This window comes from Betaproteobacteria bacterium (genome assembly GCA_009377585.1).
GTDB lineage: Bacteria > Pseudomonadota > Gammaproteobacteria > Burkholderiales > WYBJ01 > WYBJ01.
On the sequence record WHTS01000016.1, the window covers coordinates 14664 to 28044 of the forward strand.

Sequence of the window (13381 nt, forward strand, 5' to 3'; positions counted from 1 at the left end):
GGGCACGCTCGCGCGAGGTGGGCGAAAAACTGGTCGAGCGCATCCGCTGGTGGAAGGACGTGTACACGGTCGGGCGCGACTGCCAGATCAACGGCGTGGTGAGCCCCGGCAACCAGCACGGGGGCTTGGCGAACATCCTGGAAAAATCGCTCGGCTCCTCCATGAAAGGCGGCACCGGTCCGCTCATGGAGGTTTACCGCTACGCCGAGCCGGTGCTGCAGAAGGGATTCGTGTTCATGGATACGCCCGGCTTCGATCCGTGCTCGGCCACGGGGCAGATCGCAGGCGGCGCCAACGTCATTCTGTTCACGACCGGACGCGGCTCATGCTTCGGCGCCAAGCCCGTACCCTCGATCAAGCTCGCCACCAATACGCCCATGTACAAGCGGCTGACCGAAGACATGGACATCAACTGCGGCGAGATCCTGGACGGCACCGCCACCGTCAAGGCGATGGGCGAGAAAATCTTCGAGCACACGCTCCGGATCTGTTCCGGCGAGAAGAGCAAGAGCGAGGAGCTGGGGCTCGGCGACCACGAGTTCGTGCCCTGGAACATCGGCGTCGTCGGCTAGCCCAACCTCCACAGTGGAAGTTGGGCCAGGAATCTGGGCGACAGAGCGCCGCGAGCCGACTTGGATGAGCAAGGGTTCTGATCGCGGAGTTGCGCCATGCTCCGCATAAGCGCGCGTTGACGCTGACGATTTCCCCTCCTGGCAAGGAGGGGCTGGACGCGCAGCGCGCGGACGGGGTGGTCCGAGCCGGGCACACCACGTCTGCAGCGCTTCACGCGTCACTCCAGCTTGATCCCCGCCTCCTTCACCACCCGCCGCCAGCGCGCGATGTCGTCGCGAACGAAACGCGCCAGGTAGTCCGGCGTGCTGCTCTTGGCCTCGGCGCCGAGGCTCGCGAAACGCTCCTCTACCGGCTTCGATGCGACCACCTTGGCTGTGGCCGAGGCCAGCCGATCGATGATCGCCTTCGGTGTGCCCGTCACCGCAAAGAGCCCAGTGAACGTGCTCGCTTCGCAGCCCTTGCACCCCTGCTCGGCGAGCGTCGGTACATCGGGCACCTGGGCCGAGCTCTTCGGCGCAGTCACGCCGATGGCCCGGAGCTTGCCGCCGCGGATGTAACCGATCGAAGCCGTCAGTTGATCGAAGACGACGTCAATCTGCCCGCCCATGAGCTCGATCAGCGCCGGCCCGCTGCCTTTGTAGGGGATATGGGTGAATTTCACGCCGGTCGCGATCTGGAACAATTCTCCGGCAAGATGATTCGTGGTGCCCGGACCCGCCGATCCGAACGTCATCGAACCGGGCTTGCGCTTAGCGAGTGCCACCAGCTCTTTCATGTTGCGCGCCCGCATTGCCGGATGCACCACGATCACGAGAGGCACATCGGTGATCGTGCTGATCCCCACCAGGTCGCGGATCGGATCGTACGGCAGCCTCGGAACGACGCTCGGTGCGCCGGTGATCGTGCCGGTGGATCCGACCACCAGCGTATAGCCGTCGGGTGGCGACTTCGCGACCAGGTCGACGCCGATCGTGCCGGACGCGCCGGCGCGGTTGTCGACCACGACCGATGTGCCCAGCATCCCGGACAAGCCCGGCGAGATCGTGCGCGCAGTGATGTCGATGTTGCCGCCCGGTGGATAAGGAACGATCAGGCGGATCGGCTTTTCGGGGTACTTCTGTGCGAATGCCGGAGCAGAGCATGCGGCTGCTGCAGCGACGACCGGCAATATCCAACGTCTGATGACATGCAAAATCGATTCTCCTCCTCGAAACATGAGCCGTGCTGCCGAATGACCGCACTGGCCCAAACAAACTCGTAGCGCGTCATAGCAACCCGCCGCGCACGCAAAGAACTACAAGGCCGGGCAGCCTCTACGCACGAGCGCCACCGCGGCTTCAGCGCGCGAGCTCGGCCTTCAATCCGGCTTCCTTGATGACTTGCGCATACTGCTCGATCTCCGAGCGCAGGAAGCGGGCGAACTCCTCCGGCGTGCTGCCGATCGTTTCCGCCCCCATCGAGCCGTAGCGCGCGCTGGCTTCGGGCGAGCGCATCGCGGCCGCCAGCTCTCGGCTCAGCCGATCGAGCACGGGCTTCGGCGTCCCCGCAGGCGCCAGCACGCCGTTCCAGATAACCGCCTGATACCCGGGCACGCCGGCCTCGGCAACGGTCGGCACATCGGGCAGCTGCGCCGAGCGCTTGCTGCTGGTGAGCCCCAGCGCCTTGATCTTGCCGGCGCGAATGTGCGCGATGGAGGAAGTCATGCTCGGAATCGCGACGTGCAAGTGGCCGGCGATCACGTCGATGAGGCTTTGCGCGGTGCCCTTGTACGGCACGTGCACGAGCTGGATGCCCGCCATCGAGTTCAGAAGCGCACCGGCCATGTTCGCGGTCGAGCCGATACCCGTCGAGCCGTAATTGAGCACATTCGGTTTCGACTTGGCGTAAGCGATGAACTCCTTGACCGAATTGACCGGCAGCGAGGGCGTGACCACCAGCACCTGCGGCGTCTGTCCCACGAGCGAGATGGGGACGAGATCCTTCAACGTGTCGTACGGCAGCTTCGGCGCGAGGCTCGGATTGACCGCGAACGTGTTCGCGACCAGCAGTAACGTGTAGCCATCGGCGGGCGCGTTCGCCGCCAACTGGGTACCGATGATGCTCGCTGCGCCCGACCGGTTATCGACCACGACCTGCTGGCCGAGGCGCTTGGTGAGTCCTTCGGCGACGATGCGCCCGACGATGTCGGCGTTGCCGCCCGCTGCGTAGGGCACGATCAGCCGCACCGGCCGGCTCGGATAGCTCTCGGCCGAGAATGACGGATGGGTTGCGCCGACGCCGATCGCGCCCAACGCGATGCCGGCTGCCGCGCGCACGCAGCGCGCGAACGGCGAGGTTTTCGAAAACGTCATGGAACCGATCCTCCTTTACGTAATTGCTTGCCAGCCGGTTTGCCGGCAGTCGCTACTCCACCTTGGCGCCGGTCTGCTTGACCACCTTGGCAAATTTCTTCAGCTCCGCGCGAATCAGCTCGGTGAACTCCTGCGGCGTGCTCGGCCTCGCCTCCACGCCCTGGTTCGCGAGCTTGGTACGGATGTCCGGGTCGCGCAGCACGTTTCCGATCTCGCCATTGAGGCGGCTGACGATATCGGCCGGCACGCCCGCCGGCGCGATCAGGCCGTACCAGAGGATGAGCTCGTAGCCGGGCACACCCGATTCGGCGATGGTGGGCAGATCGGGCAGCGCCGGCGAGCGCTTGGCCGAGGTGACCGCGATCGCGCGCAGCCTTCCGTTCTTCACGTGCGGCATCGTGCCCAGTGCGGAACCGAAGGTGAACGCAAGCTGGCCGTTTATGACATCGACCAGCATCGGCGCGGTGCCCTTGTAGGGAATGTGCTGCAGCTTCACGTCCGTCATGCTCTGCAGCAGCGACACGCCGACGTGTCCGACCGAACCGATGCCCGAGGAGCCGTATTGCACCTGCCCGGGACGCGAGCGGGCGAGCGCGAGCAATCCGCGCATGTCCTTGACCGGAACCGAAGGATGCAGCGCCACCACCAGAGGCGAAATGCCGACCAGGGTGATCGGCGCGAAATCCTTCACCGCGTCGTAGGGGATCTTCGGATAGAGGTAAGGATTGATCGCGAGCACGTTCGGCACCAGCACCATCGTGTAGCCGTCCGGTGCCGAACGCGCCGCGTACTCGGTGCCGATGATGGTATTGGCGCCGGGGCGGTTGTCCACGATCACCTGCTGGCCCAGGTTCTCCGTGAGCTTGGCGGCCAACGTGCGCGCGAGCGTATCGTTGCCGCCCCCGGGAGGATACGGCGAGACGATCCGAACGGGCTTCACCGGAAAATTCTGTGCAAGTGCGCCACACGCCGCCAGACACATTGCAATACCCAGATTCACCCCGACGACTCGCCGCATGTTTCCTCCTCCCCGCCTCGCTCCCGGCGGATGTTGGTTGGTACCGTACACCGCCCTATCGAGCGTTTCCCATTTCATGTCACGCTCGTCCCTCACCCCCAACCCCTCCCTTGCAGGGCGCGCATCGGCATGCAGGCCGATGCCGTTCGGCCGGCGCGGACCATGGTCCGCGAATTCCCGGCCTCACCCCGGGGGGAGAGGGGAGCGTCGCGTCCGTATTGGACTGTCGTCCAATACGGAACGATCAATAATCGCCTCGCTCACAGCTTGGCCGCGAGCGGCGCGATGCGCTCTTCGATCACTTTCCAGGTGAGCGGCCCGGTCTGCTTGAAGCGGATGATGCCATCGCGATCGACCAGGTACGTTTCCGGCGCGCCGTACACGCCGAAATCGATCGCCACCCGCCCATCGCGATCCACGCCGCTTTCGACATACGGATCGCCGAAGCGCTCGAGCCACGCGATCGCATCGTCGCGCTTGTCCTTCCAGTTCAGGCCATAGAGCGGAATCGTACCGCGCTTGGCGTATTCGACCAGCACCGGGTGCTCGTCGCGGCACGACACGCACCACGAGCCCCACACGTTGAGCAGGTAGACCTTGCCGCGCAGCTCCGCAGAGCTCAGCGTCTTCGAAGGATCGCCGAGCAGCGGCACGCTGAACGCCGGCACCGGCTTGCCGATGAGCGGCGAAGGCACCTCGCGCGGATTGAGCGCAAGTCCGCGCCAGAGAAAGAACGCGATCACGAGGAAGATCGCGAGCGGCAGGAGAAATCGAAGCGCTTTCATTCCTTACTTCTGCACGCTCGCACGCGCCTTGTCGACGAATTGTTCCGGCGGGCGCACCGGGTGGCCGGCCTTGCGCAACGCCTCCTCGGCTTCCGGCGGCATGTAGTTCTCGTCGTGCTTGGCCAGAACCTGCGAGGCGACGAACACGCCGTCGGCGCGCAGCTCGCCCTGCGCCACCACGCCTTTGCCTTCCTTGAAAAGATCCGGCAGGATGCCGTTGTACACGACCGGCACCGTACGCGCGTTGTCCGTGACCTTGAATTGGACCGCGACGCCGCCACCGGCTCGCGTGAGGCTCCCCGGCTCCACCAGGCCACCGATGCGGAAATTGCGGCCTTTGGGCGCCTCGTCGGCGAACACCTGGCTGGGCGTATAGAAGAACACGAGATTGCTGCGAAAGGCATTCAGCACCAGCGCCGCGGCGATGCCGAGCAGCAATATGCCGCCGGCGATCCAGGCGAGCCTGCGATGGCGCGCTCTAATCTGCAACGCCTGCTCCCGCTTCCACCCGGGCGGATCGAAGCGCGCCGCGCCGGCGTGCGCTCAAACGCCATAGCTCGATCGCGATCGCGGCCACGCAGACGGCGTAGGAACCCCACACGTAGCCTGCATAGCCGCCCATCGCCAGCCATTCCATCATGCCTTTGCACCTTTCAGATAGCGGCCGAGCCAATCGGCTCCGGCCTCACGCTCGACGATGATCGACTGCACGCGCATGAGCGCCGCGCCGATCGCGTACATCCACGCCGCCAGACCCATCACCAGCATCCCGGCCAGCATGATGCTCGCCATCGTGGGCGAAGCCGTCACACTGACAGACGCTCCCTGGTGCAAAGTGTTCCACCACTGCACCGAAAAATAGATGATCGGCACGTTCACCACGCCCACGATCGCCACCAGCGCCGCGGCCCTGTCGGCGCGGCGCGCGTCTTCGATGGCCGCGTGCAGCGCCATGAAACCGAGATACAGGAACAGCAGGATCAGCTCCGAGGTGAGCCGCGCATCCCACACCCAGTAGGTTCCCCAGGTGGGACGGCCCCAAAGCGCGCCGGTCCATAGCGCGAGGAAGGTGAACATCGCCCCCGTGGGCGCCAGGGCGTTCATCATCATCGCCGACAGGCGCGTGTTGAAAGTGAAGTACAGCACGGCATAGAACGCCATCACGACGTAGATCAGCATCGACATCCACGCCGCCGGCACGTGCACGTAGATGATGCGATACGCATCGCCCTGCTGGAAATCGGTCGGCGCTGCGAACAGGCCGATGTACATGCCCAAAGCCGCGAGCAGCGCCGCGGCCGCCATGAACCAGGGCGCCAGCATGCCGGCCACCGGGTAGAAGGCGGCGGGAGAAGCGTAGCGGTAGATCCAGGCCATCGAACTGACTATCCGGCAAGTGGCTGACAAGCCGCCCGACGCTGGCCGCTCCCCTCTCCCTCCGGGGTGAGGCCGGGAATTCTCGGACCATGGTCCGCGCCGGCCGAACGGCATCGGCCTGCATGCCGATGCGCGCCCTGCAAGGGAGGGGTTGGGCGTGAGGGCGGGAACGTGTCCGTCATTGGTCAAGGCTCGCTAGTCGATCGCAATGCGCACGGCGGCGGCGGTGGCGAGCGGGGCGCCCACCAGCGCGACGATCAATTCCGCACCCAGGATCGACAGGTGGCCCTCGATGCCCAGCCCGGCGGAATACGAATCGACCGCTCCCACGCCGAAAATCAGCACCGGCACGTACAGCGGCAGGAGCAGCAGCGCCAGCAGCGCGCCGCCGCCGCGCAAGCCCAGCGTCAGCGCGCCCATGATGGCGCCGATCAGGCTCAGCACCGGCGTGCCGAGCGCGAGCGTGAGCAGCAGGACCCCCACCTCGGCCGCGTCGAGACCGAACTGCACGCCCACCAGCGGCGTGCACAGCATCAGCGGCCCGCCGGTGACGAGCCAATGGGCGCCGATCTTACCGCATACGATCGCGCCGAACGGCATTTCGGCGAGCAGCATCTGCTCCAGCGTCCCGTCGGCAAAGTCGGCCGCGAACAGCCGCGTCAGCGACATGAGGCAGGCGAGCATCGCGCACACCCAGACGACGCCGGCCCCGATCAGCTGCAGGATCTGCGGATCCGGACCGACGCCGAGGGGAAACAGCGTCACGACGACGAAGAAAAAGCCGAGCACCACCAGGACCTCGGCGATCGAGCGCACCGCGAGGCGCAAGTCGCGGCGCAATCCCCAGGCGAAACCCGCCCACACACCCGCGCCGGATGCCTCAGCAGGCATCGACCTGCCCTGCCGTGATCGCTGCGTCCTGCGCGTGCGCCGTCGCCAGCGCGCGCACGTCCCGGGCACCGAGGCGCAGTTGCGTGGTGCAAGCGCCCGCCAGGTCGATCGGATCGTGCGTGGCGATCACCGCCACGCCACGGCGGGCGAGATGGCGCCCCAGAATCGCGCCGAGCAAGGCGCGCGCGTCCACGTCGAGCGCCCCCGCGGGCTCGTCGAGCAGCCATAGTGCGCGCATCGAAAGCGCCAGGCGTGCGAGCGCAAGACGCTGCTTCTGTCCCTGCGACAGACGCTTCACCGGCAAATCGCCGCGCGCTGCCAAGCCCACCTCGCCCAGCACGCGACGGCGATCGGCTGCCGTCGCCAGCCCGCCTTCCAGCGCACACGCGAGCTCCAGATTCTCGCCGACGCTGAGCTCGTCCTTGTGGCCCGGCTTGTGACCGATATAGGCGAGCTGCGAGCGCCAGGCGGCGCTTCGAATCGCAACCGGTTCGTGCTTCCACGCGATGCGCCGCATGCTCGTTTCGGTCAAACCCGCCAGCGCCCGCAGCAAGGTGGTCTTGCCGCTGCCGTTCGGTCCGACGACGGTCAGTGCGCTGGCCGCCGGCACGTCGAAGTCGAGCGCATCGAACAGCGTCCGCCCGCCGCGCTCGCAGCGCATGCCGCGCACCTCGAGCCCGGCCCCGGCGCTCGCTTCAACGGACGCGGGCATCGATGCGAACCGCAACGCCGTCGGTCCCGGGCTTCACCGGCTGGCTGTAGCCTTCGAGATCGCCCGGCTTGGGGCTAGCCTCGCCGCTGCGCGATACGCGCGCGCCGATCACGACTTGCGGAAAGGCCGAGATGGTCATGCCGGGCGCCATGGCGGCCGCGTCGTCGAGCGCAAACCGGTAGGGCAGGTCCTCGACCCGGATGCGGCGAATGGCAAGCGGCATCTTCGGCCCCGCGGCGGCACGCGCGAACACGAATACCGTATCGGTCGGTTTCGTTTCTCCGGCAAGCGTCGAGTCCAGGACCACGGTGCCGGATACCGCGCTCGCGGCAACCGGCGTCGCTTTCTCGTCAGGCTTGGCCGCCACCTCGGCACGCGCCGCCTCGGTGCGCGCCGGCGCACCGGCCGGGTCGGGCGCAACGCGCGCACGCACGTCCTCGATGTTCTGCTGGACGATGCGAGCCACTTCCGATCCGGGCTCGGTCATCGGCGCGAGCTTCTCCCAGTAAGCCAGCGCCGTGCGGAAGTCGTTGCGCATGTAGGCCTCGGTGCCGGCAAGCCACAACGCCTTGGGGTTCGAGGGGTCGAGCGCGAGCGCCTTCGCCACCGCCGCGGAGGCAGCCGGCGTCCAGGTGCCGTCGGCCGAGCCGACCAGGACATCGGCATAGTCTGCGTACAGCTGCGGCGAATCCGGAACCAGCTCGATCGCCCGCGCGAATGCTTTCGCGGCCTCGGGCGCACGCCCCAGCAGCTGCAGCGAGCGCGCGAGCAGGACCGAGGCCTCGGCATCGTCGGGATTGGCCTCCAGGCGCTGCACCAGGCGCTGCATAAGCACGTCGAGCCTGGCCGCTTGTTCCCCGGCGCCGCCCTTCGCGCTCAGAAGCGCGGGATCGATCGCTTGCGGCATCCCGAGCACGAGGTAGGCGGCGACCGCGGCGATCGGCACACAGGCGAGCGCCGCGAAACGCCATGCGCCGGCCGGTGCGGTGGGGGCTGCGGGTCCTTTCCGGTCGCGATCGACGTCGGCCAGCAGGCGTCGGCCGAGCTCGGTCCGCGCCTGCTCGAACTGCGCTCCCGACAGCACCCCCTGATCGCGGTCGCGCTCGAGCTCGGTCAGCTGATCTTCGAACAGTGCGACGTTCGATCGATCCTGGTCCACCTCGGGCGCTGCTGCGGCGCGCCGCAGCAGCGGAACGGCCAGCACGCCCATCACCGCCAGCGTCAAGGCCGCGGCGACGACCCAGAATGTGCTCACCGCGCCTCGTTCTCCGCACCGGCCATGATTCGGCGCAACCGCGCCTGCTCGTCGGGGCTGAGGCTCGCCTCGCCGACGATGCGCCGGCGATTGATAGCGATGCGCCGCAATCCCCATATTCCCGCGAGCAGGAGCACGAACGGCCCGATCCAGAGCAGCAGGGTGGTTGCCTTGAATGGCGGCCGGTAGAGGATGAAGTCGCCGTAGCGCGCGACCATGAAGTCGCGCACCTCCGCCTCCGACTTGCCGCTTGCGAACATCGCGCGCACCTGCCCGCGCAGATCCTGAGCCAGCTCGGCATTGGAGTCGGCGATGGTCTGGTTCTGGCACACCAGGCAGCGCAGCTCCGAGGCCACGCGCTGGACCTGGGCTTCGAGCTGCGGATCCGTTGCCGGGGCCGTGCCCTCGGCCGCATGCCCCATCGGCGCCACCATCAAAGCAAGCAGCAACAAAATGGAGACAGACCACGTTTTTCCAAGGAAAATGGGGACGCACACAATTTCGGCCAGGTAGCCGAGGAAATTGTGTGCGTCCCCATTTTTGACCCTGTTTGCGGAAAAACGTGGTCTGACCCCGGTCATCCTTGCGCGCTCCGTGCCGCGCCCGTTACGGGCAGTTCGCGCGCCGGCTCCATCGTGCCGGGCACGCGCTCGGACGCTGGACGCTTGAAGCGCCGGTAACGCCGGTCGCATACGGCGATCAGGCCGCCGAGCGCCATCAGCACGCATCCGGCCCAGATCCAGTCGACGAACGGCTTCAGATGCACGCGAACGGTCCAGGCGTCGCCGGCTACCTGCTCGCCGAGCGCGACATAGATGTCGCCGAACAAGCCGCTGTCGATGGCGGCCTCGGTCAGCGTCTGCTTCTGTACCGGGTAGAAGCGCTTCTCCGGATGCAGCACGCTCTGCACGCGCCCATTGCGCATGGCCTCGATGCGCCCGCGCGCGGCCTCGTAGTTGGGGCCTTGCACGTCCTCGACCGCCGCCAGACGGAACGCGTAGCCGCCGAGCTCCATCGTGCTCCCGATCGTCATGCGCACGTCCTTCTCGCTCTCGTAGCCATTGACGAGGGTCACGCCCACGATGAACACGCCCACGCCCGCGTGCGCGAGCAGCATGCCGATGTAGGCGCCCGGCAGCTCGCGCAGTCGCGGCCACCAGCCGCGCGATTGCGCGGCGCGCGCTCGCATGCGCTCGACCAGATTCGCCGCCGTCGCGCTCAACACCCAGGCGGCGAGCAACATGCCGAACGCAACCCCCGGCGACCACGCGCCCATCGCCAGCGGCATGACGACGGCCGTCACGACGCTCACCGCAACCGCCCAGCGCAGCCGCCGCGTGAGATCGCTCACCGATGCGCTCTTCCAGCGCGTCATCGCGCCGACACCCATGAGAAAGACGACCGGCGTCATCAATGGTGCGAACACGGTCTCGAAGTACGGCGGGCCGACCGAAATCTTGCCCATGCCGAGCGCGTCCAGCACCAGCGGGTAGAGCGTACCGAGCAGCACCGAGGCCGCCGCCACCATCAGCAGAACGTTGTTTCCGAGCAGCATCGATTCGCGCGACACCGGCTCGAATGATCCGCCGAGCCCGACTTTCGGCGCGCGGACGGCGAACAGCGCGAGCGAGCCGCCGATCACCAGCACCAGGAACGCAAGGATGAAAACGCCGCGGCGCGGATCGGTCGCGAACGCGTGCACCGAGGTGAGCACGCCCGAGCGCACCAGGAAGGTACCGAGCAGGCTCATGGAAAAGGCGAGGATCGCGAGCAGCACCGTCCACGCCTTGAAGGCGCCGCGCTTCTCGGTCACGGCCAGCGAATGGATCAGCGCCGTGCCCACCAGCCACGGCATGAAGGAGGCGTTCTCGACCGGATCCCAGAACCACCACCCGCCCCAGCCGAGCTCGTAGTAGGCCCAGGCGCTGCCGAGCGCGATGCCGAGCGTGAGGAACATCCAGGCGACCGTGGTCCAGGGCCGCGACCAGCGCGCCCAGGTCGCGTCGAGCTTGCCACCGAGCAGCGCGGCAATCGCGAACGCGAACACGACCGAGAAGCCGACATAGCCCATGTAAAGCATCGGCGGATGGATGATCATCCCCGGATCCTGCAGCAGCGGGTTCAGGTCGCGGCCGTCCGCGGGCATCGGCAGCAGGCGCTCGAACGGATTGGACGTGAGCAGCAGGAACAGGTGGAAGCCCAGGCTCACCAGGCCCAGCACGCCGAGGACGCGGGCGACCATCGTGAGCGGCAGATGGCGCGAGAACAAGGCCACGGCCGCCGACCAGCCGCCGAGCATCAGCATCCACAGCAGCATCGAGCCTTCGTGCCCGCCCCAGACGGCGGTGAAACGGTAGATCTCGGGCAGGCGGCTGTTGGAGTTGGACGCGACGTACAGCACCGAGAAATCGTTACCGAGGAAAGCGGCCGCGAGACAGCCGAAGGCAAAGGCGATCAGGATGGCCTGAACGCAGGCGGCGACGCGCGAGAGCGACATGAGCCCGACATCGCCGCGGGCGGCGCCGACGAAGGGCAGCGTGCCTTGCAGCATGGCAACGACAGCCGCCAGAATCAGGGCGAAGTGGCCGAGTTCGGGGATCATCCGGATCGTTCGAGCGCCACAGGGGCGTTGGCGCCGCCCGCCGCAGCGGAAACTTCCACCGGAATCGTGGAATCGTGATGTCGTCGACAGCCAGGCGATGCGACCACTATCTTAGCCTAGAGCCCCGCCCCCGCGCCAGCGCGCGGCATCTGCACCCGCGCCAGCGCGCGGCATCTGCACCCGCGCCAGCGCGCGGCATCTGCATCGCCGCCAGCGTGCGCAAGCACATCGCGGGCAAGATCGATGCGCGGCTTGCAGGACCTCGGCAACCGGTTTCTCGACAACATTCCCCGCCCCGTGCGCATCGACCCGATGATCGCCGCCACGGCCGCCCGGGCTCGGTCGTGGCCGCTTGCGCGCGCGGCTGAATCGTCTACGATAGGCCAACGACGCGGCTGGCGGCGAATGCTTGCAAGAGACGAACCACAGCGGGCGGGCGGCGCGAATCGACGGAGACGACGATGGCACAACGACTGGCATACGTGACGGGCGGGATGGGCGGAATTGGCACGGCGATCTGCCAGCGCCTGCATCGGGACGGATTCAAGGTGATCGCGGGTTGCGGCCCGACACGCGACCACCGCAAATGGCTCGACGAACAGAAAGCCGCCGGCTACACCTTCCTTGTGTCGGTCGGCAACGTCGGCGAATGGGATTCCACCGTCGAAGCGTTCAAGGTGGTCAAGACCGAACACGGGCCGATCGACGTGCTGGTGAACAATGCCGGCATCACCCGCGACGGGCTGTTTCGCAAGATGACGCGCGCCGATTGGGAAGGCGTTATCAACACCAACCTGAATAGCCTCTTCAACGTCACCAAGCAGGTGATCGACGACATGCTCGATCGCGGCTGGGGGCGCATCGTCAACATCTCGTCGGTGAACGGCCAGAAGGGTCAGTTCGGCCAGACCAACTACTCCACCGCCAAGGCCGGCATTCATGGCTTCACGATGGCGCTCGCGCAGGAGGTCGCGACCAAGGGCGTGACCGTCAACACGGTCTCGCCGGGCTACATCGGCACGGAAATGGTGCGCTCGATACGGCCCGACGTGCTGGAGAAGATCGTCGGCACGATTCCGGTCAAGCGTCTCGGCGAGCCGGGCGAGATCGCCTCGATCGTTGCCTGGATCGCTTCGGAAGAAGCGGGCTTCGCCACCGGGGCGGACTTCTCGCTCAACGGGGGCCTGCACATGGGCTAGCGTCGTCATTCCCGCGCAGGCGGGAATCCAGAGCAAGAAACCGCCTTCGCCTGGACCCTCGTTTCCACGAGGGAACAACTTTGTCGCACTGCGAATCGTCAGGCGTCAGCATGATGCCGGCATCGACACGAAACCGGTCCCATCCCTTCCTGTTCAGTTTTCCAGCCGTACCGGAACGTCGAGATCGCCGCAATCCTCGTCGGTGCGAAGCCCCGCGGCGCGTATGCCGAACGCCGCCAGCTCCTGATCGCGCTCCTGCCTGTCGCCGGTCACGCCGACCGCGCCGATCACGTCGCCGTGCGTATCGCGGATCAGCATGCCGCCGCCTTCGGGGAAGATCTGACCGCCCGAAGCCTGCAGAAGATAATTCATAAAGAGCGGACGTTCTTTCGTGCGTATGCGTACGAGATCCGATGAGCGGCCGAGGGCCAGCGCGGCATAAGCTTTGCCGAAGGCCATCTCGAAGCGCATCATGGCCGAGCCGTCTTCCTTCTTGAACGCCTTCACCTTCGCTCCGGGCTCGACCACCACCACGCTGAGCGGCCGGCAGGCGAGCTCGCGCCCGCGCTTCAATATCGCATCGATGACAGCCTCGGCCTGCACCAGTGTGATCATGTG

The 13381-nt window shown here is 66.8% G+C and carries 15 protein-coding genes; 2 read left to right on the forward strand and 13 right to left on the reverse strand.

The genetic code is table 11. From position 1 onward, the window contains the following. On the forward strand, positions 1-572 hold a 572-nt coding region (locus GEV05_07820), incomplete at its 5' end, for an altronate dehydratase (GenBank protein ID MPZ43291.1). A gap of 218 nt (positions 573-790) precedes the next feature. Here GEV05_07820 and GEV05_07825 read toward each other — a convergent pair. The 12 genes from GEV05_07825 to GEV05_07880 all read right to left on the reverse strand — a co-directional run bounded on the left by GEV05_07825 (position 791) and on the right by GEV05_07880 (position 11564). After that, a complete protein-coding gene (locus GEV05_07825) occupies positions 791-1789 on the reverse strand; it encodes a tripartite tricarboxylate transporter substrate binding protein (protein MPZ43292.1) in 999 nt (332 codons plus the stop codon). A 121-nt stretch (positions 1790-1910) separates the two neighbouring features. Next, positions 1911-2924, reverse strand: coding sequence for a tripartite tricarboxylate transporter substrate binding protein (locus GEV05_07830; protein MPZ43293.1), 1014 nt, complete (start codon positions 2922-2924; stop codon positions 1911-1913). Positions 2925-2976: 52 nt separating this feature from the next. Beyond that, on the reverse strand, positions 2977-4020 hold the full coding sequence (locus GEV05_07835) for a tripartite tricarboxylate transporter substrate binding protein (GenBank protein ID MPZ43294.1): 1044 nt from the start codon (positions 4018-4020) through the stop codon (positions 2977-2979). A gap of 182 nt (positions 4021-4202) precedes the next feature. Then, on the reverse strand, positions 4203-4727 hold the full coding sequence (locus GEV05_07840) for a DsbE family thiol:disulfide interchange protein (protein MPZ43295.1): 525 nt from the start codon (positions 4725-4727) through the stop codon (positions 4203-4205). A 3-nt stretch (positions 4728-4730) separates the two neighbouring features. Then, the gene (gene ccmE, locus GEV05_07845; protein ID MPZ43296.1) at positions 4731-5210 is read right to left on the reverse strand and encodes a cytochrome c maturation protein CcmE; all 480 of its coding nucleotides are present in this window, start codon (positions 5208-5210) and stop codon (positions 4731-4733) included. Beyond that, positions 5206-5367, reverse strand: coding sequence for a heme exporter protein CcmD (gene ccmD, locus GEV05_07850; GenBank protein MPZ43297.1), 162 nt, complete (start codon positions 5365-5367; stop codon positions 5206-5208). Before ccmD ends, ccmE begins: the two co-directional genes overlap by 5 nt. Continuing rightward, positions 5364-6116: a heme ABC transporter permease gene (locus tag GEV05_07855; GenBank protein MPZ43298.1), complete on the reverse strand. Its 753-nt coding sequence runs from the start codon at positions 6114-6116 to the stop codon at positions 5364-5366. Before GEV05_07855 ends, ccmD begins: the two co-directional genes overlap by 4 nt. 183 nt (positions 6117-6299) lie before the next feature. After that, positions 6300-6968 (reverse strand): heme exporter protein CcmB, encoded by a 669-nt coding sequence (gene ccmB, locus GEV05_07860; GenBank protein MPZ43299.1) that lies wholly within the window; start codon positions 6966-6968, stop codon positions 6300-6302. Between the two features lie 16 nt (positions 6969-6984). Further along, positions 6985-7707 (reverse strand): cytochrome c biogenesis heme-transporting ATPase CcmA, encoded by a 723-nt coding sequence (gene ccmA / locus GEV05_07865; GenBank protein MPZ43300.1) that lies wholly within the window; start codon positions 7705-7707, stop codon positions 6985-6987. After that, on the reverse strand, positions 7691-9079 hold the full coding sequence (gene ccmI / locus GEV05_07870; GenBank protein ID MPZ43301.1) for a c-type cytochrome biogenesis protein CcmI: 1389 nt from the start codon (positions 9077-9079) through the stop codon (positions 7691-7693). The genes ccmA and ccmI overlap by 17 nt, the downstream gene beginning before the upstream one ends. After that, on the reverse strand, positions 8959-9396 hold the full coding sequence (locus tag GEV05_07875; GenBank protein ID MPZ43302.1) for a cytochrome c-type biogenesis protein CcmH: 438 nt from the start codon (positions 9394-9396) through the stop codon (positions 8959-8961). The genes ccmI and GEV05_07875 overlap by 121 nt, the downstream gene beginning before the upstream one ends. A 143-nt stretch (positions 9397-9539) precedes the next feature. Continuing rightward, positions 9540-11564: a heme lyase CcmF/NrfE family subunit gene (locus GEV05_07880; protein ID MPZ43303.1), complete on the reverse strand. Its 2025-nt coding sequence runs from the start codon at positions 11562-11564 to the stop codon at positions 9540-9542. Between the two features lie 461 nt (positions 11565-12025). Here GEV05_07880 and phbB point away from each other — a divergent pair, with 461 nt between their 5' ends. Next, positions 12026-12763, forward strand: a complete 738-nt coding sequence (gene phbB / locus GEV05_07885; protein ID MPZ43304.1) for an acetoacetyl-CoA reductase — start codon at positions 12026-12028, stop codon at positions 12761-12763. A gap of 153 nt (positions 12764-12916) precedes the next feature. On the opposite strand, the gene GEV05_07890 is transcribed toward phbB, so the two are convergent. Next, positions 12917-13378 carry a heme-binding protein gene (locus tag GEV05_07890; GenBank protein ID MPZ43305.1) on the reverse strand — a complete coding sequence of 154 codons (462 nt, stop codon included), beginning with the start codon at positions 13376-13378 and terminating at the stop codon, positions 12917-12919. Positions 13379-13381 lie beyond the last annotated feature (3 nt).

Coding starts and splice junctions, on each gene's coding strand:
- GEV05_07825 (MPZ43292.1), bottom strand. CDS start 1,789: ATGTTTCGAGGAGGAGAATCGATTTTGCATGTCATCAGACGTTGGATA.
- GEV05_07830 (MPZ43293.1), bottom strand. CDS start 2,924: ATGACGTTTTCGAAAACCTCGCCGTTCGCGCGCTGCGTGCGCGCGGCA.
- GEV05_07835 (MPZ43294.1), bottom strand. CDS start 4,020: ATGAAATGGGAAACGCTCGATAGGGCGGTGTACGGTACCAACCAACAT.
- GEV05_07840 (MPZ43295.1), bottom strand. CDS start 4,727: ATGAAAGCGCTTCGATTTCTCCTGCCGCTCGCGATCTTCCTCGTGATC.
- ccmD (MPZ43297.1), bottom strand. CDS start 5,367: ATGATGGAATGGCTGGCGATGGGCGGCTATGCAGGCTACGTGTGGGGT.
- ccmA (MPZ43300.1), bottom strand. CDS start 7,707: ATGCCCGCGTCCGTTGAAGCGAGCGCCGGGGCCGGGCTCGAGGTGCGC.
- ccmI (MPZ43301.1), bottom strand. CDS start 9,079: ATGGGGATTGCGGCGCATCGCTATCAATCGCCGGCGCATCGTCGGCGA.
- GEV05_07875 (MPZ43302.1), bottom strand. CDS start 9,396: ATGGTGGCGCCGATGGGGCATGCGGCCGAGGGCACGGCCCCGGCAACG.
- GEV05_07880 (MPZ43303.1), bottom strand. CDS start 11,564: ATGATCCCCGAACTCGGCCACTTCGCCCTGATTCTGGCGGCTGTCGTT.
- phbB (MPZ43304.1), top strand. CDS start 12,026: ATGGCACAACGACTGGCATACGTGACGGGCGGGATGGGCGGAATTGGC.
- GEV05_07890 (MPZ43305.1), bottom strand. CDS start 13,378: ATGATCACACTGGTGCAGGCCGAGGCTGTCATCGATGCGATATTGAAG.